The sequence below is a fragment of the Flavobacterium sp. JP2137 genome (assembly GCF_050562195.1).
In the GTDB taxonomy this organism is placed as follows: Bacteria; Bacteroidota; Bacteroidia; order Flavobacteriales; family Flavobacteriaceae; genus Flavobacterium.
The window spans coordinates 1,355,515-1,380,151 of the sequence record NZ_CP191647.1 but is presented as its reverse complement, the minus strand read 5'-3'; the positions used below and the strand labels follow the sequence as shown (position 1 = coordinate 1,380,151).

Annotated in this window: 21 protein-coding genes; 8 read left to right on the top strand and 13 right to left on the bottom strand. The window is 42.2% G+C overall.

Annotated elements, in window-relative coordinates; all coding sequences use genetic code 11:
• Nucleotides 1-68: 68 nt before the first annotated feature.
• The 7 genes from ACQZ43_RS06030 to topA form a co-directional block, all read right to left on the bottom strand.
• Nucleotides 69-1,118 carry an NAD(P)/FAD-dependent oxidoreductase gene (locus ACQZ43_RS06030; RefSeq protein WP_430615060.1) on the bottom strand — a complete coding sequence of 350 codons (1,050 nt, stop codon included), beginning with the start codon at nucleotides 1,116-1,118 and terminating at the stop codon, nucleotides 69-71.
• Between the two features lie 75 nt (nucleotides 1,119-1,193).
• Nucleotides 1,194-2,078, bottom strand: a complete 885-nt coding sequence (gldN, locus tag ACQZ43_RS06025) for a gliding motility protein GldN (RefSeq protein WP_430615059.1) — start codon at nucleotides 2,076-2,078, stop codon at nucleotides 1,194-1,196.
• 32 nt (nucleotides 2,079-2,110) lie between these two features.
• Nucleotides 2,111-3,670 (bottom strand): gliding motility protein GldM, encoded by a 1,560-nt coding sequence (gene gldM, locus ACQZ43_RS06020; RefSeq protein ID WP_430615058.1) that lies wholly within the window; start codon nucleotides 3,668-3,670, stop codon nucleotides 2,111-2,113.
• A 35-nt stretch (nucleotides 3,671-3,705) separates the two neighbouring features.
• Entirely contained in the window at nucleotides 3,706-4,383 is a 678-nt protein-coding gene (gene gldL / locus ACQZ43_RS06015) for a gliding motility protein GldL (RefSeq protein WP_430615057.1), read from the bottom strand.
• A 69-nt stretch (nucleotides 4,384-4,452) separates the two neighbouring features.
• Nucleotides 4,453-5,847, bottom strand: a complete 1,395-nt coding sequence (gene gldK / locus ACQZ43_RS06010; protein ID WP_430615056.1) for a gliding motility lipoprotein GldK — start codon at nucleotides 5,845-5,847, stop codon at nucleotides 4,453-4,455.
• A gap of 129 nt (nucleotides 5,848-5,976) precedes the next feature.
• Nucleotides 5,977-7,128 (bottom strand): formimidoylglutamase, encoded by a 1,152-nt coding sequence (locus tag ACQZ43_RS06005; protein ID WP_430615055.1) that lies wholly within the window; start codon nucleotides 7,126-7,128, stop codon nucleotides 5,977-5,979.
• 5 nt (nucleotides 7,129-7,133) lie between these two features.
• Nucleotides 7,134-9,662: a type I DNA topoisomerase gene (gene topA, locus ACQZ43_RS06000; protein ID WP_430615054.1), complete on the bottom strand. Its 2,529-nt coding sequence runs from the start codon at nucleotides 9,660-9,662 to the stop codon at nucleotides 7,134-7,136.
• 352 nt (nucleotides 9,663-10,014) lie between these two features.
• Between topA and miaB the strand changes: the two genes are divergently transcribed.
• From miaB to groL, 7 genes are all read left to right on the top strand, one after another.
• A complete protein-coding gene (gene miaB, locus ACQZ43_RS05995) occupies nucleotides 10,015-11,463 on the top strand; it encodes a tRNA (N6-isopentenyl adenosine(37)-C2)-methylthiotransferase MiaB (protein ID WP_430615053.1) in 1,449 nt (482 codons plus the stop codon).
• A gap of 40 nt (nucleotides 11,464-11,503) precedes the next feature.
• Entirely contained in the window at nucleotides 11,504-12,784 is a 1,281-nt protein-coding gene (locus ACQZ43_RS05990) for a sigma 54-interacting transcriptional regulator (protein WP_430615052.1), read from the top strand.
• Nucleotides 12,785-12,798: 14 nt separating this feature from the next.
• Nucleotides 12,799-13,302 carry an LptE family protein gene (locus ACQZ43_RS05985; RefSeq protein ID WP_430615051.1) on the top strand — a complete coding sequence of 168 codons (504 nt, stop codon included), beginning with the start codon at nucleotides 12,799-12,801 and terminating at the stop codon, nucleotides 13,300-13,302.
• Between the two features lie 15 nt (nucleotides 13,303-13,317).
• Nucleotides 13,318-14,175, top strand: coding sequence for a tetratricopeptide repeat protein (locus tag ACQZ43_RS05980; RefSeq protein WP_430615050.1), 858 nt, complete (start codon nucleotides 13,318-13,320; stop codon nucleotides 14,173-14,175).
• A 6-nt stretch (nucleotides 14,176-14,181) separates the two neighbouring features.
• Nucleotides 14,182-14,568, top strand: coding sequence for a preprotein translocase subunit SecG (gene secG, locus ACQZ43_RS05975; protein ID WP_430615049.1), 387 nt, complete (start codon nucleotides 14,182-14,184; stop codon nucleotides 14,566-14,568).
• A 145-nt stretch (nucleotides 14,569-14,713) separates the two neighbouring features.
• Nucleotides 14,714-14,989: a co-chaperone GroES gene (locus ACQZ43_RS05970; protein WP_430615048.1), complete on the top strand. Its 276-nt coding sequence runs from the start codon at nucleotides 14,714-14,716 to the stop codon at nucleotides 14,987-14,989.
• A 41-nt stretch (nucleotides 14,990-15,030) separates the two neighbouring features.
• Nucleotides 15,031-16,659 carry a chaperonin GroEL gene (gene groL, locus ACQZ43_RS05965; RefSeq protein ID WP_430615047.1) on the top strand — a complete coding sequence of 543 codons (1,629 nt, stop codon included), beginning with the start codon at nucleotides 15,031-15,033 and terminating at the stop codon, nucleotides 16,657-16,659.
• Nucleotides 16,660-16,741: 82 nt separating this feature from the next.
• Here the strand turns inward: groL and rpe are convergent, their stop codons facing one another.
• The 6 genes from rpe to ACQZ43_RS05935 form a co-directional block, all read right to left on the bottom strand.
• Nucleotides 16,742-17,401, bottom strand: a complete 660-nt coding sequence (rpe, locus tag ACQZ43_RS05960) for a ribulose-phosphate 3-epimerase (RefSeq protein WP_430615046.1) — start codon at nucleotides 17,399-17,401, stop codon at nucleotides 16,742-16,744.
• Nucleotides 17,402-17,608: 207 nt separating this feature from the next.
• Nucleotides 17,609-18,472 carry a sigma-70 family RNA polymerase sigma factor gene (locus ACQZ43_RS05955; protein WP_125016647.1) on the bottom strand — a complete coding sequence of 288 codons (864 nt, stop codon included), beginning with the start codon at nucleotides 18,470-18,472 and terminating at the stop codon, nucleotides 17,609-17,611.
• A gap of 199 nt (nucleotides 18,473-18,671) precedes the next feature.
• Nucleotides 18,672-20,027, bottom strand: a complete 1,356-nt coding sequence (locus ACQZ43_RS05950) for an NAD(P)-binding domain-containing protein (protein WP_430615045.1) — start codon at nucleotides 20,025-20,027, stop codon at nucleotides 18,672-18,674.
• Nucleotides 20,028-20,697: 670 nt separating this feature from the next.
• Nucleotides 20,698-22,869: a polyribonucleotide nucleotidyltransferase gene (locus ACQZ43_RS05945; protein ID WP_430615044.1), complete on the bottom strand. Its 2,172-nt coding sequence runs from the start codon at nucleotides 22,867-22,869 to the stop codon at nucleotides 20,698-20,700.
• A gap of 177 nt (nucleotides 22,870-23,046) precedes the next feature.
• A complete protein-coding gene (gene rpsO / locus ACQZ43_RS05940; protein WP_430615043.1) occupies nucleotides 23,047-23,316 on the bottom strand; it encodes a 30S ribosomal protein S15 in 270 nt (89 codons plus the stop codon).
• A 159-nt stretch (nucleotides 23,317-23,475) separates the two neighbouring features.
• Nucleotides 23,476-23,934, bottom strand: a complete 459-nt coding sequence (locus ACQZ43_RS05935; protein WP_430615042.1) for a GAF domain-containing protein — start codon at nucleotides 23,932-23,934, stop codon at nucleotides 23,476-23,478.
• Nucleotides 23,935-24,172: 238 nt separating this feature from the next.
• Between ACQZ43_RS05935 and ACQZ43_RS05930 the strand changes: the two genes are divergently transcribed.
• The gene (locus tag ACQZ43_RS05930; RefSeq protein WP_430615041.1) at nucleotides 24,173-24,610 is read left to right on the top strand and encodes an HYC_CC_PP family protein; all 438 of its coding nucleotides are present in this window, start codon (nucleotides 24,173-24,175) and stop codon (nucleotides 24,608-24,610) included.
• Nucleotides 24,611-24,637 lie beyond the last annotated feature (27 nt).

The following is a 24,637-nucleotide window of genomic DNA, read 5'->3' as shown; positions in this document are numbered from 1 at the left end:
GCTCTTTTCTTTCAAAAATTAAGCGCTGCAAAATTAGTCTAAATTTCGCAATATCAATGCATTCCTTTTTACGCCTTTTTCGATCGGTAACGCGCTATGGAAATATGAGGATCCAAAGCTTCGTCAAACTCGATATTTCGGTACAAACTTTGTGCCAGAAAAGGGCCTAAGAGCACCCCACGAGTTCCTAACCCATTCAGTATGTGAATGCGGTCGCTTTCGACTGCACTGCCCACCAAGGGGCGTCGGTCCTTAACCGTTGGCCGTACTCCCGCGATGTGGTCGACTACTTCGAACTCCAGATTGACCACACTTCTCAACCCGTCGATCAATTCTTCTTTGCCCTTTTGGGTGATCGAATCGGTTTTGTCGTTCCAATCGTAGGTGGCACCGACCTTATACAGGTCGTCACCGATGGGAATTAAAAACACTCCCGCCTTTAGTATTTCCTCAAACTTTAAATCGGGAATTCGCACGACTAAGAGTTCCCCTTTGGTACCATCAAGCGGTAAACCGCTAAAAAAAGGATTGTCGAGCATGCCAAATCCCTCGGCAAAAACAATATGTCGAGCGGCGATTTCCTTGTACACCACTTCCTCGTCCGTAAAGCGAAGTGCATCATAGTCAAAGCGCTCGCAGCGATACCATTCATTTTCGGCTAAATAGGCGCGATAACGGTTAATCAACAAAGCGGTATCGACATAGCCGGTTTCCAAGACCTCGCCAAAAGAAAAAGGTGCAATTACCCCTGGATTCTCATTTTTTACCAACTGCGAAGATAGATACCCACTCAAATTGGGTTTGTCCGAGGCTTCAAACCAGTTGTTTTGTTCTTCCACAGACATCAATCGGCGCAACAAGGGCAGCTGATGATCGAGCTTTACGCCCAGTTTTAGTTCCAATCCCTCAAAAAAGGGTCGTGCCAAATCGAGTTGTTCGCGCACCTTCCACACCTCTGTAAAGCGTTTGAGCACCACCGGATTGTACATTCCCCCTGCAACCTGCGACGATGAGCGTCCTTCGCTATCGATAACCAAAATCGTTTTTCCCGCGTTTAAGACCGTTTCCGCAAAGCAAATGCCCGCCAGTCCCGATCCGACAATAATATAGTCCACCATGTTCGAAATTTTTAAAAAAATAAAAAACTCTTATCTATAGAGATAAGAGTTTTTTTATAGTAATAACACGTGAAATTAGTAATTCCACATATCATCTTCCAAGTTTCTAATCGATTCTTTGATGCGTTCTGCTTCAAGCAATTGCATCATCGAATTGTCTTTAACGTATTCGTCTATACGACGATCTCCGTACATATTATCGGTTTTGTAGATACTCGCACTAAATCTACGAGAGTTCAGCATGTGATCAAAATTGATTGAACGCATCGGGTTTCTCTCATTGAAGGCGTAGTTTCTGTGTAAAACATCTCTAGCATCTGGGAAGAATACCCAGAACAATTCTACAAAGTTTTCGTTGTCCGATCCCATGGTATAGATATCCGGAACTACAGGACAAATACCTAATAAACGGTATTTTAATTCGCCTTGAGTTCGGTCAAAATACCACATACCTACGATGCGATATTCTTTGACGTGGCGCGGTTTTAACTCTTCCGTTACTATATATTCGTCAGGAATTTTTTCCCCTGCGTTATAATATTCACGTCCCACGTCCATGGTATCTACTTTGGTAAACGAAGTCTCTAAATCCTTTAAAGTACGTTTTCTCGTGAAATCACTACCATCATAAACTTCTGTAATTTCACCAGATTTGATACCATCGATTAGCACTTCATACATCGACTTTCGGCCAACCGAAGATTCATCAACAGGATAATAGTAAGGCAGGTTCATTTTCTCATCTAGAGAGATCACTTCCCATACCTTTTTGCCAAATAATATATCGCGGTCAGAGACATATCCGTAAGGAATTGGGCCTTCACTGTCCACAATAATATCAGCAAAAGATTTCAATCCAATCTCCTCAGCCGTTCTTGCGTTAAGCAAGTTCGCCTGTCCGTATCCAGTTACAGAAATCACACAAAATGCGACGAATGATGATAATTTTTTCCAGTTCATATTGTATTTGTTTTCTTTTTATATTCTCGAAATTAATTAATCTCGAATGTACAAGGTGCCGATTTTGGCAACATATAATTATCAGCTCCTTCTAGACGAACTTTGATGTCCGAAATGACAACTACATCACCAGTTCGCGCTTTTTGAATAGCGGATCTAGCTCTATCGTTCATACGATTTCCTTGAACAACCACAGATGGTTGACCGGGAACTTGTAAAACAAACCCTGTAACTGTCAATTTAAGATCGAAATCAAAATCTTCTAATTTTGCTCCAATACTAACAATTTCTAAGTTAGATTTTGGTCCTTTAGCGGTGTATTCACCACGTACCGTACCTCTTGGGGCTGGAATTCCTTTAATTCTAAATGTCTTTCTATCAGAAACCTTAGATCCATCAGGTAGTGTACCCGTAACGTTAATTACGACTTCGCGACCAGCACCTGGATTCATGATATATTGATCGGCTTTAGCTCCTTTTCTCAATCCGGGTGCCGATGCGCTCACCTTGTCCGCAGAGATTCCCGCAAAGGAAATCGTCATTGGGTTGGCTACACCTCTATACACCACATTCATTTTATCGGCAGAAATCGTTGCAGAGTTCGGTTTTGGAACCACTACATAATTACCGTCGATTTCAATTGGAATTTCCTTTCCGTCTTCCATAAATGAAAACGTACCTGTAATCTTGTGTTCACCAACATTACCCGTTCCAAAAGACAAGTTTACCTGTCCATCTTCCAAAGCGTTTGCCAAATTGATTTGGCTTCCGTTTACCACCACTTTTGTCGGTACCGTAGATTTGTCATAACGACCTAAGACTACTTTACCCTTAAAGCTCTCTCCTGCAAAATAAGCGGATTTTTCTGAAATCACAATAGCTTTGTAATTTTTCATCGAAGCTGCTTGTGTTAAAGTATTACCCATGAACGCATTGATGAGTTCATGTTCGATTACTCTCACATCGTTTTGCATGGCTGTCAACTTGGTTAAAGTCGCTACAGCTGGGAACTTTTGAAAGTGATACGTCAAATAGGGTTTTACCACCTTTTCGCTATCGGTCACATCGGCCAAGTTGAAACGGCTCTCCAAATCTTGAAGTATCGGTAAATATTTTACGTCGTCACCTACTACCGCTTTCATATCGGCTTTATACTTGGTGATCGTATTGATAATTTCTTCTCCTTTTTTAGAATAACTATCTCCTATAAACCACTCCGAATCCACTACTTCCCCTTTATCCATGGCCTCATAAGGCAATCCACCGTCTTCTTTTCTCTTAACGGGTTCTTTGATAGCGGTTTTTAATGATTCGATATAGTTAAAAAAGTTTTTTGAAATCGCATCAACTGCTTTGGCTTTTTTACTGGGCTCGGCAAATCTCGTAGGATCATCCGATGCTTTAATATCCAAGGCCTGCAACAACAAATCATTATTGTCTTGAGCCGCTTTATTTGCGAATTCAAATTTTTCGTTCATCATCCCAAACGCAGACAAAACTTCCGGTGATATACTTAGCGCCATCATTGCGATGAAAACCAAATACATCAAGTTGATCATCTTTTGCCTAGGGGTTTGTTTTCCTCCTGCCATTTTTCTCTAATTAGTTTAAATTAATAATAAAAATACTAATTAGCATTTCTTGATCCACCTCCCATAGCAGAAAGCATTCCACCATAAACGGTATTTAAAGAAGCCAAATTAGAGGTTAAAGATTGCATTTGCTCTTTTAGCTTCATGTTGTTTTCAGCCACTTCATTGTTGATTTCCGCATTTTTGGTTGCACTCTCCAATTGCATTTTATACATGCCATTTAAAGATTCCAATTGAGTAGACGCCAAAGACATTTCCTCTGCATATTTTCTTGTTGAAGCCATCGTATCTACGGTAGGAGCAATTTCCTTAGCTGCGGATTCGAAGTTTCTAATACTTTTGTTTAAGCTATTCATCAACTCTCCATCGATCTTTGCATCTTTTAAAAGCTGATCTAATTTTTGAGAAAGCATTCCCTCTTCTTGTGTAGCAACACCACCAAAACCTGTACCACCGAAACCGGCTACTTGTACGGATTTAGCTTCACCTCCTTTTAATTCTGGATATACTTTTGACCAGTCCAATTCATCGTCAACCGGTTCGAAAGCGGAGATCGCAAAAATCAAGGCTTCTACCACAAGTCCAATGGTCAACATGTTATTTCCATTCATAGGGCCAAATTCCATATGAGTAATTTTGAATAAAGCTCCGAGAATTACGACCGCTGCCCCCATCCCGTAGCAGAAGTTCATCACTTTTTTAGGTATCGCCATAATTTATGTAATTAATTTAGTTAGTTAATAGTTTTTATTTTATTGGTTTTTAGTGTTTTCAATATTTGATTATCTCGCGCCTTTAGGAGCGTCAACTACGTTTGGTCCCGAATACGTTTGTACGGTACGGAATCCGATATAGCTTCTAGCCGTATCTGCAAATTCCGAATCTCTCGTGCTCACTTGTAAGAAGTAAGCAGGATCTCTCCAAGAACCTCCACGAACTACTTTCAACGGATTAGAAGAACCTCTTTCTCTCGGTTTCAAAGAAGACACAAAGTCATAAGAAGCTGGATCATAAGAAGAACTCGTCCATTCAGACACGTTCCCAGCCATATTATACAAGTTGTAACCGTTTGGAAGATATGATCTTGCCTCAGCCGTATACAAAGCACCATCGGCTGCATAATTGGTTCTCGTCGGTTTGAAGTTGGCTAGGAAACAGGCTTTTTCATCCGTAGTATACGGACCACCCCAAGGGTACATCGCCGATTCTAAACCACCTCTAGCGGCATATTCCCATTCTGCTTCCATAGGCAAGCGGTAAGCATTCACTTGATACGCTTGTCTTCTGGCTTTTAAATGTGAGTTTTTATACAAAGTTCTCCACGCACAAAACGCTTTTGCCTGGTTCCAATTCACACCTACTACGGGATATTCTCCGTAAGCTTCGTGCCAAAAGTAATCGTTGTGCATCGGCTCGTTGTAAGAGAATTGAAATTCCTTGATCCAACGCGTGGTATCTGGGTAAATCAAAATCGTTTCCGATTTCATGTGTTTACTTCTCTTCTCTCTCAGGTTAGTACTTTTATCTCTAACGGCTGCTTCAATATCCATGTACGAATATTTAAACGACAATTTAGAAACGTCAAAAGTGGTCATTCCGTTGAACGATTCACTCGCTGGTAAATAAAGTGAATCCATCACCTCTACGAAATACTCATCCGGGTATTTTTTTGAAGTCATCGGCAATTTCGCCTTTTTATTCAATTTTCTTCCCGCATACAAATCATCATCCATAGACATGCTATAGTAGTTGTCATACATATACTTTTCGTAAGGCGTTTGATTTTCCGGATCACCTTCTTCTAAAAAGGCAAACTCACCAATTCCTCCTGATCCTTTCGCCATCCCCATTTCGTCGGCAAAAATGGCCAATCTGGTTCTAACGACAGAATCTTTCACCCATTCAACAAATTTTCGATACTGATTATTCGTGATTTCTGTTTCATCCATATAAAATGAACCAACTGTAACAGATTTCGTAGGGGCATCTTGAGTGTTTAGGAAATCTTCACTAGATTTTCCCATCGTAAAGGTACCTCCAGGAACCAAAGCCATACCGTGAGGTTTCTCTGCTTTCCACTGTCTACCTTGTACGCCACCTAATAGCTCACCTCTATCGCCAGAACCACAACTGAATAACATTGATACAACTGCTGTTAGTGTAATGAACTTCTTCATATATTTTTGGGTTTATAATATTTTAATATTTCAAAGGCGTAAACCTATTTATTTATTTTTAAATACACAACGAAAATCGGAAAAAAAATTAATTTATATTTAACATTTAATTCTTTTGGCGTTCATTTGTTAAAGAAAACTCTTTTTAATCGCTTTCCACCAACGCTCAGGCACTTGCTGTGCAGTAGCTAATAGATAATCTTCGTAGCTACACGGCAGGAGTAACTTTCTTTTTATAGAATCATTAACACTTCCTCCAAAAGCGACCTCAATCCACCAGCGTTCTGTTTTATCGCTCTTAAAAAAGATCAAATCGTCTTCATCTTGCACCGGAACGATGTACTTAAAGTAACTTTCTTTGCTGACAAATGGATATTCCTGCGCTCTAAAGTTAAATCCTTCGACGAAATACCAAAGAATCTGTGCTACTAATAACGCTTCGGTTAGCGAATTATTATGATTGAAGATCCCAAAAGAACTCACCCGGTCGCTCAAGCCCGAATAACGCGATAATGCGCAGATTTCTCTACCGTCGAATCCGTTGGGGTTAAAGTAATCAAAATTACCGGAATCGGCCGATTTTACCGCCGTCATATCGATACTGACCAGGTCGGCATCGCGCAATACGGGTTCGGACAGCGTACTGTTATTCGCAATTTCTCCTACGCGGTAGGCCTCAAAATACAATTTGTCGATTAAATCGATTTCTTCTTGCGAATTAAAATACGTCTGATACCCCAAATTGGAATAGTTAAACAGATTATTTGGCGCCTCCATGATGATGCGCGACAAAAACGATTCGGCGGGAAAACTCTCGTCCTTGACCAAATCCAATTTGTTGTCTATACACACCAAGTTGACCATTTGCTCCAATTGATCGTAAGCGCGATACATCGGATAGGTCAAATCCTGAGACCCTCCGATGACGATAGGCAAGATCTTGTTGCGGATCATCTCGGCAATCAGGTTCTTTAAAACAAAATAGGTGTCTTCGAGTTGCTCGCCCGGCAACACATCGCCAAAATCGATCATTCTCGCGGTCCAGTTGCCGGGAAACAGCGAATAGAATGCCTTTCTAATCTCCAGTACATCCGACCAATCCTGTCCGTCTTGTTGGCCTCGATTGTCCAATACGCCAATGATACCTATTTGATAATTCGAAAAGGAGTCAAAACTGCCTCCGGAAAAAAAGCTGACTTTTTTCCCCAAGGCTTGTCTCGATAATCCATCGATGAATTTTAAAAAATCATCGTTTAAGGGTCTTAAAAACTCAAAAGTCATCGGCCTTATTTTTTAGTGGTTGTCTTTTTGGCTGCCGCCTTTTTAGCTGGGGCTTTTTTAACCGCTGCCTTTTTGGTTGCCGTTTTCTTTGCCGGAGCTTTTTTCTCGATCATCTCCTGAACCTCTTCCAGGGTCAAAGCCGCAGCGTCGACTTCCTTGCTCAGTTCGATCTTCAATTTGCCCTTTAAAATCACCGAACGTCCCCAACGGGCTTTTTCCACGCGGATTCCCTCTTCTTTCCAATCGTGAACGACCTTGTCGATATCCTTTTGAATCTTTTCGGAAATCAACGCATCGATATCGGACTTGGACAGGTTGTCGAAATCGTATTTTTTATTGACATTGATAAAAAGTCCGTTCCACTTTAAGTAGGGTCCAAAGCGGCCCACGCCTTTTTGTACCGGCAAATCCTGAAAAGTAGCGATCGGCGCATCGGCAATTTCTTTTTCCTCTATCAACTCCAAAGCGCGCTCCAAACTCACGTCCAAAGGATCTTCTCCTCTAGGCAAGGATATAAACACCGCTCCATGGCGCACATAGGGACCGAAACGACCGTTGTTAACCTCTACCTCCTCCCCTTTGTACTCTCCGAGCATCTTAGGCAGTAAAAACAGCGTTAAAGCCTCTTCTAGGGTAATGGTACCAATGTTTTGATCGGGCTTTAAACTCGCAAATTGCTTTTGCTCATCTTCTGCATCTCCAATCTGAGCGATCGGACCAAACTTGCCCAAACGAACCAAAACCGGCTTGCCCGATTGCGGGTCACTACCTAAAATGCGTTCTCCTGATTCGCGTTCTGCGTTTTCTTCTACGTCGCGTACCACTGGGTGGAAATGATTGTAAAAATCCTGCATCATCATCGCCCAATCTTCATTACCTGCAGCGATTTCATCAAAGTCCTGCTCTACTTTTGCCGTAAAGTTATAATCCAAAATCGTCCCGAAGTTCTTAACCAAGAAATCGTTGACGATAATACCGATATCCGTCGGTAGCAACTTGCCTTTTTCCGAGCCTACTTTTTCGATCAGGTCCGAAGCGGTAATCGCGCCATTCTTGAGCACCAACATCTGGTATGGACGTTCCCTTCCTTCGGAAATTCCCTTTTCTACATAGGTTCTAGCGATAATCGTAGAAATCGTCGGCGCATAAGTCGACGGTCTACCGATACCGAGTTCCTCTAATTTCTTAACCAAAGAGGCTTCGGTATATCGCGAAGCTGGACGCGTAAAGCGTTGGGTAGCGGTAATGTGTTTATTCAATAAGACTTCTTGAACTTTAAGCGCGGGTAAAATTCCTTCTACCTCTTCCTCTTCGTCGTCATGTCCTTCCAAATACACCTTTAAAAAGCCCTCGAATAAGAGTACTTCTCCCGTAGCGCTAAACAATTCTTTATACTTGTTTGATTCGATTTTTACCAGGGTGCGCTCCAAGCGGGCATCGCTCATTTGCGAGGCCAGGGTACGCTTCCAAATCAGGTCGTATAAACGGGCTTGATCCCGGTCGATATGAGCCTGGTGCAAAGACATATCCGTCGGTCTAATCGCCTCGTGGGCCTCTTGGGCTCCCTTGCTCTTAGTGACGTAGGTCTGTGGTTTGCTGTATGCTGCTCCGTAGGATTTGGTGATTTCTGCTGCCGCAGCTTTCATCGCATCCTGAGATAAATTCACACTATCTGTTCTCATATAAGTAATGAGTCCGCTCTCGTATAGGCGCTGCGCCAACATCATGGTTTGTCCCACGGTATAATGCAGTTTTCTCGCGGCTTCCTGTTGTAAAGTCGAGGTAGTAAACGGTGCTGCCGGCGATTTTTTAGCGGGTTTGGTTTCCAAATCCGCCACCTTATAGGTCGCTCCAATATTTTTGTTTAAAAAATCCTGGGCTTCTTTTAGGGTTGCAAAATTCTTGGGCAACTTGGCTTTTAAACCCTTGCCGTCTTCATTGGAAAACTCCGCCGTAATGCTAAAAGACGCTTCGGCATTAAAGTTGTTGATTTCGCGCTCTCTCTCGACGATCAATCGCACGGAAACCGACTGAACCCGTCCGGCAGAAAGGCCTCCTTTTACTTTTTTCCACAAAACCGGCGACAACTCATATCCGACCAATCGGTCCAAAACCCGACGTGCCTGTTGGGCATTGACCAAATTATAATCTATTTGGCGCGGATTTTCGATGGCCTTATGAATGGCGGTTTTGGTTATTTCGTGAAAGACAATTCGCTTGGTCTTGTCTGGTGTCAAATTCAATTCTTCTGCTAAATGCCAAGCAATAGCCTCACCCTCGCGATCCTCATCCGAAGCCAACCAAACCATTTCTGCTTTTTTAGAAAGATCTCTCAATTTCTTAACCACGGCCTTTTTATCGGGAGACACCTCGTATCTGGGCTTAAACCCATTCTCGATATCCACGCCGATTTCTTTGGACGGAAGGTCAGCAATATGTCCATAACTGGACTCAACTTGAAAGTCTTTACCCAAAAATTTCTCTATGGTTTTTGCTTTCGCAGGGGACTCCACTATCACTAAATTCTTTGCCATTTCTCACTATTTTATGGAGCAAAAGTATGCGAATTTTTTAAATATTGCGTTTTTACCCATTTTAAAAATACTTATGGCCTGTTCTAGTGCAATCCAAAACGACTTATTTTTGGCTATACTGCCGGTGCAAAAGCCTTAAAACTAAGCGAAAAAGAAAAAATACTTGCATTTTTTGCCAAAACTACAATTCTGACCACTCTCAGAAATAGTTGTATATTTATCAGTAAAGCGCCTTTATTATTAGGAGTACTTCATTTTATTAAAAATGTTAAAAGTAAGGCTGTCAACTTGTCAGAATACATTATTATGTACTATCTTTGTCGCTTGATTTTGACCCCGTTTAGAGTAAGATATGGAAAAGGTAATTGAGGAAGCAAAGCAAGGAACCTCCCTTGTTTTAGAGCATAAAGCAGAAAACACTAAGAAGCTTTTTATAGAGAGTTATGGATGTGCTATGAACTTTTCAGACAGTGAAATCGTAGCTTCGATACTTGCCAATGAAGGCTTTAACACCACTCAAATCTTAGAAGAAGCGGATTTGGTATTGGTCAACACCTGCTCGATTCGCGACAAGGCAGAACAAACCGTTCGCAAGCGTTTGGAGAAGTACAATGCGGTCAAAAAGATAAACCCGGGAATGAAAGTGGGCGTTCTAGGCTGTATGGCAGAACGCTTAAAAAATCAATTTCTCGAGGAAGAAAAAATAGTGGATATGGTTGTAGGCCCTGATGCCTACAAAGATCTACCCAACTTACTAAAAGAAGTCGAAGAGGGTCGCGATGCGATTAACGTAATTTTGTCGAAAGACGAAACTTATGGCGACATCTCTCCGGTGCGCTTGCTCAGCAATGGCGTAACGGCTTTTGTTTCGATAACCAGAGGCTGCGACAACATGTGCACCTTTTGCGTGGTTCCGTTTACACGTGGTCGCGAGCGAAGCAGAGATCCGCAAAGCATCATGGAAGAAATAGCCGATTTATCGGCCAGAGGATTTCGGGAAGTGACGCTATTGGGTCAAAACGTCGACAGCTTTTTGTGGTATGGCGGCGGATTGAAAAAGGATTTTGTCAAGGCTAGTGAGATGCAGAAAGCCACCGCAGTTGACTTTGCTCAACTCTTGGAAATGTGTGCAGTTGCATATCCAAAAATCCGATTCCGATTCTCGACTTCCAACCCCCAAGACATGCACGAAGAGGTGTTTCACGTGATTGCGAAATACCACAATGTGTGCAACTACATTCACTTGCCGGTACAGTCGGGAAGCACGCGAATACTCAAAGAAATGAACCGTCAACACAGCCGGGAAGAATACATGCAATTGATCGATAAGATTCACGAGATCATCGAAGATTGCTCCATATCACACGATTTGATTACCGGTTTTCCCACGGAAACCGAAGAAGACCATCAAGACACCTTGAGTTTATTGCGCTATGTCGGCTACGACTTTGGCTATATGTTTGCGTATTCCGAAAGACCGGGTACCCTGGCAGCGCGCAAGTTGGCAGACGATGTGCCCGAGGAGATCAAGAAGAGACGCCTGCAAGAAATCGTCGATTTACAGCAGGAAATCAGCCTGAGCAGAACGGCGCGTTTTGTGGGTCAAACCGTAGAGGTATTGATTGAAAAACCCTCGAAAAAATCCGATGCGCATTGGTCTGGACGCAACTCTCAAAACACCACAGTGGTCTTTCCAAAAGAGCAGTATCAAGTAGGTGATTTCGTTATGGTAAAGATACACGACTGCACCTCGGCAACCCTAATCGGCGAGGCTGTAGCGTATAGCTCGCTTATGCAATAAGCACAAAACCCATTCTATAACTTTCTTATTCGACACGCCCATGGAAAGCATACAAGCCATCAAACAACGCTTCGAAATTATCGGAAACGACCCCAAGCTCAATCGAGCGATCGAAAAGGCCATTCAAGTAGCTCCTACGGATATTTCCGTATTGGTTACCGGCGAAAGCGGGGTGGGAAAAGAGAGCATTCCCAAGATTATCCATGCCTTGTCGCATCGGAAACACGGCAAATACATCGCGGTAAACTGCGGTGCCATACCCGAAGGAACTATCGACAGCGAATTGTTTGGTCATGAAAAAGGGGCCTTTACCGGCGCCATAGGCACCCGAGAAGGCTATTTTGAAGTAGCCGATGGTGGCACGATTTTCTTGGACGAGGTGGGCGAGTTACCGCTGACTACTCAAGTGCGCCTCTTGCGCGTATTGGAAAACGGAGAATTCATCAAAGTGGGTTCGTCCAAGGTTCAGAAAACCGATATCCGCATCATCGCAGCCACCAATGTCAAGATGGTTGAAGCGATTGAAAAAGGAAAGTTTAGAGAAGATTTATACTACCGCCTAAGCACGGTTGAAATACTATTGCCCCCCTTGCGCGAACGCGGAGACGACATCCATTTGTTGTTTCGCAAATTCGCCGCCGATTTTGCACACAAATACAAAATGCCGCCGATCCGACTCGACGAGCAAGCTGCACTCTATTTGATTCGCTTTCGCTGGGATGGAAATATTCGCCAATTGCGAAACGTAGCCGAGCAAATTTCGGTTTTAGAAACCGAAAGACTCATTACCCTAGCGGTATTGCAAGGTTATTTGCCCACGCATCGAAATCAATTGCCCAGCGTGGTTGCGGGAAAAAAAGCCGACAGCGAATTTAGCAACGAACGCGAAATCCTGTACAAGGTGCTTTTCGACATGAAAAACGACCTAAACGACCTGAAGAAACTCACCTTAGAGTTGATGAAAAACGACAGCGCCGTAAAGGTTCAGGAGACCAATAAAAACTTGATTCAGCGCATCTACGGACAGCACGAAGAGCCACAGCCCAACAGCAATCCGTATAACTCCGAGCAAAGCGTTCAAGTACTGCCGATTGAAAAACACCATGTCGAGGAGGATTTCGCCGATGACGAAGACGAAGACCAGCATTATTTACTGGCCGAAACCGTAGAGGAAGAAGAAACCTTGCGCTTGGACGAAAAGGAAATAGAATTAATCAAAAAAGCCTTGGAACGCAATCACGGCAAGCGAAAATCAGCGGCAGATGAGCTGGGCATTTCCGAGAGAACCCTGTATAGAAAAATAAAACAATACGATTTATAAAAACCCGTTTACCCATGAAAATAAAAAGCTTTTTTCTCCTGCTGTTCTGCGCTACGGTACTAAGTAGCTGTAAGTATTACAACTTTACGGGTACGGGAAAGATCGATGCAGACACCTTTCAAGTAAATTATTTTCAAAATACAGCTGCTTTTGTAGAGCCGGGTATCGAAAGAACTTTTACCTTAGCCCTACAGGATTTGATTCAAAATCAAACCAATTTGAATTTGACCAATTCCGGAGCAGATTTGACCTATGAAGGAGAGATTGTGGATTTTCGCATATCGCCGATGACGGCCACTGCCGATCAAAGAGCGGCGCAAAACCGCTTGTACATTTCGGTAAACGTTCGCTTTATCAACAAAAAAACACCGGAAGACGACTTTGAAAAGCGTTTTTCACACTTTGTAGATTTCCCCGGCAACGAGCAATTGGTGGGCGCTAAATTGACCACGGCCTTGGAAGAAATTTACGAGCGAATCACAAAAGATGTCTTTAATGCATCATTGGCAAAATGGTAACTAAAACCTCGTAATTTGAATACGATTGACTTACATACCCTATTGCACGATCCCGAAAAGATCCATGCGGAAAACACGGTACAATTGGAACAAATTGTGCGAGAATACCCCTATTTCCAATCGGTTCAGGCCTTGCTTTTAAAGGGACTCTACGATCAAAAAAGCATTCGATACAACGCAGCGCTCAGAAAGACCGCTGCCTATACCAGCGACCGAGATGTGTTGTTTGACTTTATCGTCTCCGAACAATTTGTTCGCTATAAACCGCTAGACGTGCCGTTGGATTCCCCGTCGTCAGCGGAGGAAAATCCCATCGAGTTGCCGGCAGCACCCAAAGCGACTCCTTTGGTGGCCTCGCTCTTAAAAACCATTACCCATACCGAACCCGAAGCGACACCGCCGCAAACCGATAGCGAAGAGGCTCCGACGACTGCCGCTGCAAGCGTACAGGAATTAGAAGAAAAACTCGAAATCGGCCAACCCTTGGCCTTTGAAAGCGAAGAGAAATATTCGTTTCAGGAGTGGTTGCAACTGGCAAAAACAGGCCCGATTTTGCGCGAAGAAGCACCAAAATCACAAATAAACGACCCTGAAAAACAAAAAAAACAAGAATTAATCAACAAATTTATCGAGACAAATCCGAAAATTATCGCGACCAAAAATCCGGTTATAACTCCCGTAAATATTGAGGTTTCCGCACAAAACAACAGCTATATTATGACGGAAACCCTAGCGAAAATTTACCTCGAACAGAAAAAATATCAAAAAGCCATACAAGCTTATGAGATTTTAATTTTGAAATATCCAGAAAAAAGTAGTTTCTTTGCAGACCAAATTATAGATATAAAGTCTTTACAACAATATAACAATTAAAAAACAATGAACACATTTACAATATTTTTAGTATTAATCGCAATTGTTTGTATTTTACTAATCGTAGTCATTATGGTACAAAACCCTAAAGGTGGAGGCTTGGACTCTTCTTTCGGTGGATCGACCATAGTGGGTGGTGTAAAGAACACGAATAACTTTTTGGACAAGAGTACCTGGACACTTGGAGGTTTATTAATCGTATTGATTTTACTTTCAGGACTGAGCTTTACCGGTGGATACAGTGGCGATTCTAAAATTTTAGATGAAAGCGCTATCTCAACAACACCAATCGCTGCACCAGCAGCAACACCTGCTGCCCCAACAGAAGGAGCAACAGCAACTCCAGAAGCAAACACTACTGCTCCGACAGAACAAGAAGAGCCGCAACAATAAGCACCGCTTTTTTACAATATACAATGCCAGCTCTGACAAGCTGGCATTTTTTTTTTATAAAATGTCAGTTTTGGGCTTTGGCACAGTTTATGAAAATTCAACTGTTGGAGATAAAATAATATTAACTTCATAAAAACAAGAAATTATGGCATTAAACATTAAACCCCTTTCGGATCGTGTTCTCATAGAACCACTACCAGCTGAGACCAAAACAGCTTCAGGAATTTTCATCCCCGATACCGCTAAAGAAAAACCTCAAAGAGGTACAGTCGTAGCCGTAGGAAATGGCACTAAAGATCACGAGATGACAGTTAATGTAGGTGATACAGTTCTTTATGGAAAATACGCAGGTACCGAATTAAAATTGGAAGGTAAGGATTACCTAATCATGCGTGAGGATGACATTTTAGCGATTGTTTAAAAGACAATTAATCAAAGAATTAAAAACAAAAACAAAAGAAAATGGCAAAAGATATTAAATTTGAAATCGAAGCACGTGACGGACTAAAACGCGGTGTTGACGCCTTGGCCAACGCAGTTAAAGTAACACTCGGGCCAAAGGGAAGAAACGTAATTATAGGAAAATCTTTTGGAGCTCCAACCGTTACTAAAGATGGTGTATCCGTAGCAAAAGAAATTGAGCTGGCCGATACCCTAGAAAACATGGGTGCTCAAATGGTTAAAGAAGTGGCTTCTAAAACCAATGATTTGGCTGGTGACGGTACTACTACCGCTACCGTATTGGCTCAAGCCATCGTTAAAGAAGGTCTTAAAAACGTAGCCGCAGGTGCCAATCCAATGGATTTGAAACGCGGTATCGACAAAGCTGTTGAAGCCATAGTAACCAACTTAAGCGAACAAGCGCAAGAAGTGGGAAGCTCTATGGAAAAAATAAAACAAATTGCCTCTATCTCTGCCAATAACGACGACGTTATCGGTGAATTGATTGCACAAGCTTTCCAAAAAGTTGGAAAGGAAGGTGTAATTACGGTAGAAGAAGCCAAAGGAACGGAAACTTATGTAGACGTTGTAGAGGGTATGCAATTTGACCGTGGGTACTTATCTCCATATTTCGTTACCAATTCGGAGAAAATGGAAGTGGAACTCGACGATCCGTACATCTTGTTGTACGACAAAAAAGTATCTTCATTAAAAGAGCTTTTACCTATATTAGAGCCGGTAGCACAATCGGGCAAACCGCTTTTGATCATCGCTGAAGATGTTGATGGCGAAGCTTTATCGACATTGGTAGTAAATAAATTGAGAGGCGCCTTAAAAATCGCTGCGGTAAAAGCACCGGGATTTGGCGATCGAAGAAAAGCCATGTTGGAGGATATCGCAATCCTTACCGGAGGTGTTGTCATTGCTGAAGAGCAAGGATACACGCTGGAAAACACCACTTTGGACATGTTGGGAACTTGTAAACGAGTGAACATCGACAAAGACAACACCACTATTGTAAGCGGTGCAGGTGAAGCGGATTTGATCAAAAACAGAGTCAATCAAATCAAGGCGCAAATGGAAACAACCACTTCGGACTACGACAAGGAAAAATTACAAGAACGCTTGGCTAAATTGGCTGGTGGTGTTGCTGTACTTTACGTTGGAGCAGCTTCTGAAGTAGAGATGAAAGAGAAAAAAGACCGCGTTGACGACGCCCTTCACGCCACAAGAGCGGCAGTAGAAGAAGGTATCGTAGCCGGAGGAGGCGTTGCCCTATTGAGAGCAAAAGCCGTATTGGAACAGGTTAAAACCATTTCTGCCGACGAAGAAACCGGCGTTCAAATCGTTGCAAGAGCTATAGAGTCTCCTTTGAGAACCATCGTTGAAAACGCTGGTCTAGAAGGGTCTGTCGTAGTGGCTAAGGTTTTGGAAGGCAGTGGAAACTTCGGATACAATGCCAAGACAAACGAATATGTAGATATGTTAGCCGCTGGAATTATCGATCCTAAAAAAGTAACACGTGTTGCTTTGGAAAATGCAGCTTCAGTTTCTGGAATGATCTTGACCACAGAATGTGCTTTGGTAGAGATTAAAGACGAAAACGGAGGCGGTATGCCAATGGGTGGCGGTATGCCAGGGATGATGTAATCTCGTTATAGAACCAACAAAAAGCGGATTTGAAAAATTTTCAAATCCGCTTTTTTTATGCTTATTAAGGAATTTTTAATTCCTAACTCAATTGTCTCTTTAAGTCGGCGATGGTCTCCAAAGGCGCAGCCGATCCAAATACAAAACTACCCGCAACCAACACGTCTGCTCCGGCAGCGGCGAGTTGAGTGGCGTTTTTATCCGTAACACCACCGTCGATTTCGATTTTTGTAGCAGCTCCCTTAGATTCGATGAGCGCTTTTAGCCTGCGCACCTTGTCATAAGTGTTTTCGATAAAGCTCTGCCCGCCAAATCCCGGATTCACACTCATAATGCAAACCAAGTCAATGTCTCCTATAACGTCTTCTAAAACCGATACAGGGGTATGGGGATTGAGCGCTACACCCGCTTGCATGCCACTGGCCTTAATAGCTTGAAGCGTTCTGTGCAAATGCGTACAAGCCTCGTAATGCACCGTTAGGATATCCGCACCCAAATTCTTAAAAGTAGTGATATAGCGGTCGGGATCCACGATCATCAAATGCACATCGATCGTTTTTTTAGCGTGCTTGGCAATCGCGTCCAAAACCGGCATTCCAAAAGAAATGTTCGGCACAAAAACGCCGTCCATGATATCGATGTGAAACCAATCGGCTTGACTCGCGTTAACCATTTCAATATCGCGCTGTAGGTTGGCGAAATCAGCAGCCAAAACCGATGGCGCTATCAAAGTGTTTTTCATAATGTAATCGTATTGGTTTAAACAGAACCGCACCCCCAATCTTTCCCCGTCAACAAACTTAGTCTCCTGGTAAAAAAGTCAATGCTCCCTTCGTTGTGTATGTACAAAGATACAACTTTATCAAAAAATATTTCAGCTTTTTAATCCGGTTCGTCCAAAGTCCATAACAAAAAAAAGCGGCATCCATCGGACACCGCTTTTTATATATTAACCCAAATACGTTTTTAAAATCTTACTTCTCGAAGTGTGTTTTAATCTGCGTATTGCTTTTTCTTTAATCTGACGAACGCGTTCTCGAGTTAAGTCAAAGGTCTCTCCGATTTCTTCCAAAGTCATCGGATGCTGATCTCCCAATCCGAAATACAAACGAACCACGTCTGCCTCTCTTGGAGTTAGGGTTTCTAGCGCGCGCTCAATTTCGGTACGAAGCGATTCGTGGATCAATTCCCTATCGGGATTTGGTGACTCACCAGAACGCAAAACGTCGTAAAGGTTGGAATCTTCTCCTTCTACCAAAGGAGCATCCATCGATAAGTGACGACCGGAGTTTTTCATACTCTCCTTAACGTCATTCACCGTCATGTCCAATTCCTTTGCAATTTCCTCTGCAGATGGCGGACGCTCATTGGATTGCTCCAACAACGCATACATCTTATTGATCTTGTTAATCGATCCAATTTTATTCAAAGGCAATCGCACAATTCTCGATTGTTCTGCCAAAGCAGAAAGAATCGATTGTCTGATCCACCAAACGGCATACGAAATAAACTTAAACCCACGAGTTTCGTCAAAACGCTGTGCTGCTTTTATCAAACCTAAATTTCCCTCATTGATTAAATCGGGAAGAGTCAATCCTTGATTCTGATATTGTTTAGCTACCGAAACAACGAATCGAAGATTTGCTTTAGTCAATTTTTCTAAGGCTCTCTGATCCCCAGCTTTAATCTTTTGCGCCAACTCCACCTCTTCATCAGCAGTAATCAAATCTACTTTACCAATTTCTTGCAAGTATTTATCCAATGAAGCTGTTTCTCTATTGGTAACCTGTTTGGTAATTTTAAGTTGTCTCATTGTTTAAATTCTGTTTTTTTATTATTATCCTGTCTTATCCTTATTATACGTTTAACAAGTCCAAAATGTTACAAGTTTTTCGTATATTATTGGCTTTTAACATAAAAATTTAAAGACAGAAAAAACAAAATCCTCAATATCAGCAGATTACACAAAAATAAAGACCTTTATTATTTGACTTATTTTTTTTCTAAAAACCTTATTTGACCTCAACTTCTTCTTCGAGATACCTTTCCAGGCTATCGTCGAGCTCTTTCATCCACGGTGTGTGGTGAATTTCGGCCTTACATTGGTCCATAACCGAAGTATATACCTTATCTCTATAGGTCAACACATTGGTTTCCTTATCCTTAATCCACTGTTTAAACATCGCCGCTACTTGATCCAAGTTAAATCCTGGATAATCCGTCTGCGCGATCAACTCTCTAATATAGGAAGTCTGAAAGTCGATATGATCGAAGGGCGTTTCGGTTTTGGTTTCTTCAGCAACCCATTTCTCAATGTCTTTTTCCCGTTCGGCTTTTTCCGGTAAGGCAATACGTCCCAATACATAGTCTCTGGCATACCACGCTTGCGCATCAAACATATTAAAGGTGTAATACTGGTCCTGCATACCGAGAAACATCAATTGCGGCAATTCGTTAAACACCACTCCTTTGTACAACTGATCGGGATACAGACAGTTTTTGGTTTTTAAACGCAGATTATCCGGTAAAAACGGGAACTTGTGCTGATAGCCGGTACAGAAAATAACCGCGTCAAACACCCCGCTGCTGCCGTCTTTAAAAAACGCCTTGTCGCCATCGAAATGCGTCACCAAGGGAACTTCCTTAATCCCTTCTGGCCAATTGGGACCTATGGGATTGGTTCTATAGGAAATGGTCACCGATTTACTACCGTGTTTGTAACACTGTACGCCGATGTCCTCTGCGGAATAACTACTCCCGATCAACAAGATGTCTTTATCGACAAATTGATCGGCCCCTCTAAAGTCGTGGGCGTGCATTACGGCCCCTGAAAAATCGTCAATACCGTCAAAGTACGGCATATTGGGCGTCGAAAAATGCCCGGTACCCACCACGAGGTAGTCAAAAAACTCCTCAAAGGTTTTGTTGTTGACCAAGTCGTCAAAGACCACTCTAAACTGCTTGGTCGTTTCATTGTAATCCACCCATCGCGCCACGGTGTTGAAGGTGATATACTTTCGGGCGTTACTCTGTTTGATTCGGCCTTCGATATAATCAAACAACACCTCTCTCGGTGGGTAAGAGGAAATCGACTGTCCAAAGTGTTCGGAAAACGTATAATCTGAAAACTCTAAACACTCTTTTGGTCCGTTGGACCACAAATACTTATACATACTCCCGTGGAGGGGTTCTCCGTATTTTCCCACACCCGTTCTCCAGGTATAGTTCCACATACCTCCCCAGTTGTCTTGTTTTTCATAACACTTGATTTCGGGAATTTTATTCCCCTTCTTTTGCTCTGATTCAAAAGCTCTTAACATCGCTAGCCCACTTGGACCAGCCCCAATAATTCCTACTTTAAAATTCATTGTAAAAAAGTTTTCGACGGCAGTTATAAGAACTGCAATCATTATATAATAGCATCCAATCGATGATCAATTGGAAAAAAATGCGAATACGGCCGTATAGCCCCAGGTATTAAAACCTCTTGGCTGTTTACCGACATGGAATAGATTTCATGTAATAGAGAAGCGGGCATCGATGCCTAAAAAAAGCATCAAAAGATTTAGTGCCCACTTACGAGTATTCCAAAGATAGGGAATTTTGGCCGATTTTCAAAAAAGTACAACATCAAATCACTAATAAACAGCCATTTACAAAACAGCTCCGATGATTATTTGTCGATTTCACGACCCATTTTCGTTCATATATGCAAAATTCACTCCCCTCTGCAACAAAAAAAGCACTGAGCCGGTAAAAACTTATGCGATATCGAATTTAACATTTACCTCCGCAATTTTAAAGCCGACAATTCTATTTATCGGTTTAAAACTGTTGCAGAAATTTTTGACTAGGCACAAACCAAGAGCATTTCTTTACACCGATGATCGGCGCGTTTGCGACTCCTTAATTCAAATGGACGGACCGACGGCAGTGCTTTTCTTTCCATCCCATTAATTCAACCCAAAACGGGTACTCAGCGTAAAAAAAAGACAAAAAAAAGGCCGCGAATCTCGCGGCCTTTTCTATATATATCGATTACTCTTTCTTATCAGTTGGAGTATCTCTTTTTTCGTCTCTAGGTTTGTCCTCTCTTGGAGGTCTAGGCATTAAAGCCTTTCTAGATACTTTTTCCTTTCTGGTTTTAGGATCCATTCCCAGGTATTTCACATCAAATACATCGCCCATATTCACTACGTCCGATACGTTTTCTGTGCGTTCCCAAGCCAATTCCGATACGTGAAGTAAAACCTCGTTTCCTGGCGCTTGTGCATATTCCACTACAGCTCCGAAATCCAACATTTTAATCACTTTTACCGAATACGTTTCGCCCAATTGCGGTTTAAACGTAATCGATTGGATTTTGGCCAATACCGCTTTGATTCCTTCTGGATCCGTACCCAAGATTTCAATCACACCTTGTTCGTCTACTTCGTTGATCACGATAGTAGTTCCCGTAGCTTTTTGCAATTCTTGAATCACTTTTCCACCAGGTCCAATTAACGCACCGATAAAGTTACCAGGAATTGTTCTGGTAATAATTTTAGGCGCATAAGCTTTTACATCCGCTTTTGGCGTAGCAAGTACTTCGGTAATTTTTCCTAGGATGTGCAAACGACCATCACGAGCCTGAGCCAAAGCCGCCTCCATAATGTTGTAAGCCAATCCTTCTATTTTGATATCCATCTGACATGCGGTGATTCCATCTGCCGTACCGGTTACTTTAAAGTCCATATCTCCCAAGTGATCTTCATCACCAAGAATATCGGACAATACAGCAAAGCGCTCCCCGTCAGTAATCAATCCCATTGCAATACCAGAAACCGGTTTAATCATTTGAATACCCGCATCCATCAAAGCTAAAGTTCCCGCACATACCGTTGCCATAGAAGAAGAACCGTTGGATTCCAATACTTCAGACACCACGCGAATAGTATAAGGACAGTCGGCAGGAATCATGTTTTTCAAAGCGCGTTGCGCCAAGTTACCATGACCTACTTCTCTTCTAGATGTTCCTCTAAGTGGTTTTGCTTCACCCGTAGAGAATGGAGGGAAATTGTAATGAAGGTAGAAACGCTCTTCTCCTTGTTGAGAAGGGGCATCAATTTGGTTTGCTTCTCTGGATGTACCCAAAGTTGCCGTAGCCAAAGCCTGAGTTTCTCCTCGTGTAAACAAAGCCGATCCGTGTACTGAAGGCAAATAATCTACTTCTGCCCAGATAGGTCTGATTTCCGTAGTTTTTCGTCCATCCAAACGCGTACCCAAATCCAAGGTTACATTACGTACCGCTTCTTTGTTGGTTTTATGAAAATACTTAGAGATTAAATCGCCGTTTTCCTCTAATTCCTCTTCGGTAAACAAGGCTTTAACCTCTTCTTTAATCGCGTCAAAAGCCGCTGTGCGCTCTTGTTTGGCCGTTCCTTGTTTGGCAACTGCATAAATCTTGTCGTAAGACGCTGCTTTTACCTTTTCAAAAACCGCTTCATCTTGTCTTTCCTCTTCGTAAGTTCTGACTTCTTTTTTACCAACAGCAGCCACTACGCGTTCTTGAGCAGCAATCTGAATCTTGATAGCTTCGTGAGCAAACTTGATGGCCTCTACCATTTCCGCTTCAGAAATTTCTTTCATCTCCCCTTCCACCATCGCGATAGAATCCTTTGAAGCACCAATCATCATATCGATGTCTGACAACTCCAACTGTTCTTTACTCGGGTTGATAATCAGTTTTCCGTCCAAACGCGCAACGCGAACTTCAGAGATCAAAGTGGCGAAAGGAATGTCGGACAAAGCCAAAGCAGCCGAAGCAGCTAAACCGGCCAATGCATCGGGCATTACGCTTTCGTCATGAGACATCAACTGTATCATCACTTGTGTTTCCGCGTGGTAATCACTCGGGAACAACGGACGCAAAACTCTATCGACCAATCTCATAGTAAGAATCTCACTATCGCTTGGACGCGCTTCACGTTTGAAAAATCCGCCAGGAAAACGTCCTGCAGCAGCAAATTTTTCGCGATAATCTACCGTCAACGGTAGAAAATCAATACCTGGACTTGCTTTTCTTGCAGACACTACAGTAGCGAGCAACATGGCGTTGCCCATTTGTACTACGACAGATCCGTCTGCTTGTTTTGCCAATTTACCTGTTTCGATTGAGATGGTTCTACCATCTCCAAGATCGATAATTTCTTTAGTAACCTTAGGAATCATAAATAATTAGTTCTTTATTAAACAAAGGGTTTCTCGTCTTCTCCAAATAAGACAGAGTGGGTGTTGTGTGTGTGTTGTTGTTGTGTGTAGTTGTAATGACCCAATGAAAAACCAAACTTTTTTTAACGCGGAAGGTAAAAAATAAAAAGAGGTGCGTAGGCACCTCTTCTATATTGACTATTTTCTAATACCCAATTCTTTGATAATCTCACGATATCTATTGATCTCTTTCTTCTTTAAGTAATCAAGAAGTCTTCTTCTCTTACCTACTAAAAGAACCAGTGAACGCTCTGTATTATAATCATGACGATTTTTTTTCAAGTGTTCTGTTAGATGTGAAATTCTGAATGTAAACAAAGCGATCTGTCCTTCTGCAGAACCAGTATTCTTTGAATCACCTCCGTGTTTTGTAAAGAGTTCCTCTTTAGTTTCTTTAGTTAAATACATGCCAATATTATTTAAATGATTATTATGTAGTGAATTATAACAATTACAATTCAATGGGCAAAGGTAAATTTATTTTTGACATTAAACTAACAGATTATCCATTTTTTTCACCCCCTCAAAAAAGCGAGTATCTCGCTGAGCGTCAAAACCTATACCGGCCTATACAAACAAAACGGAAACCATTTGATTGATCTCTTCCAAGAACTGTTGGTCGTCTGCGGTAAATGCGGCTTTTACATTGGAATCGATATCGATTTGTCCGATATTCTTACCCGCGACAAACAAGGGTACTACAATTTCGGATTTCACTTGGATGTTGCACGAAATATAATTGTCTTGTGCCGCAACATCTTCGACTAAAAACGGTTGATTCGAAACGGCTACTTGTCCGCAAATCCCCTTGCCAAACGGAATAACCACATGGTCAGTGGCCTCCCCTGCATAGGGTCCCAACACCAATTCACGACGTTCGTGATTGGCAAAATAATAGCCTACCCAATCGTAATAATCTATGGAATCGCGCAGCAGATGACATATTTTTAGCAATTTATCTTCGCACAGCAAGCCGCTTTGGCTCACTATATCCGTTACCTTTATTTTTAGCGCTGTATAATCCATATCTTTTTACTTACAAATATATCGGAAAGCCCCTGTATTATCCCCTTATTTCTGTTAAAAAACAAAGGGCTCGTCTCGTTGCTGTATTCCGTTATATCCACGGTATCCACTGCCTAAGCCCGCGTTAAAACAAAAATGCACGGTCGGTCGGCCAATGAAATCAACGAACAAAAGCGCCAAAAGCATCTTTTTCCTCGTTTTAACATGGTCAAGTCGAAAGATTTAATATTTTTGCAGTATGTATAACAAAAAGTGGATATCTTTTTTATTTCTGTTGACCTTGCTGTTCTCGAACGTAGGGCTGGCAGTCAATATCCATTATTGTCGAGGACAGGTTGAAAAAACCTCGCTTATCTATACACACGACCACAGCGACTCCTCTTGTAAGATGCTCGATCATCAGAAACAGGAAAAAGACTGCTGTGAAAATCCCGAAATAAAGAAAGACAGCGATTGCTGCCAAGATCAGGTCGTTAGCCAACAATTTACCGACAAGAACTTTGTTAAGGCGTTTCCGTTTCAATTCGATTTATACCTGATTCCAGCGCCATGGACTCCTTTGGACTCCTTGGTATACATCCCTCAAGAGGGCGTTTCTACGGACTTGCTATTTTATTGCGACTCCAACGCGCCTCCGCTGTTTAAGCTCTATTGCCAATACTTGCTCTACGCCTAATATTAATGTTTCTTTTGTTGCTTTAAG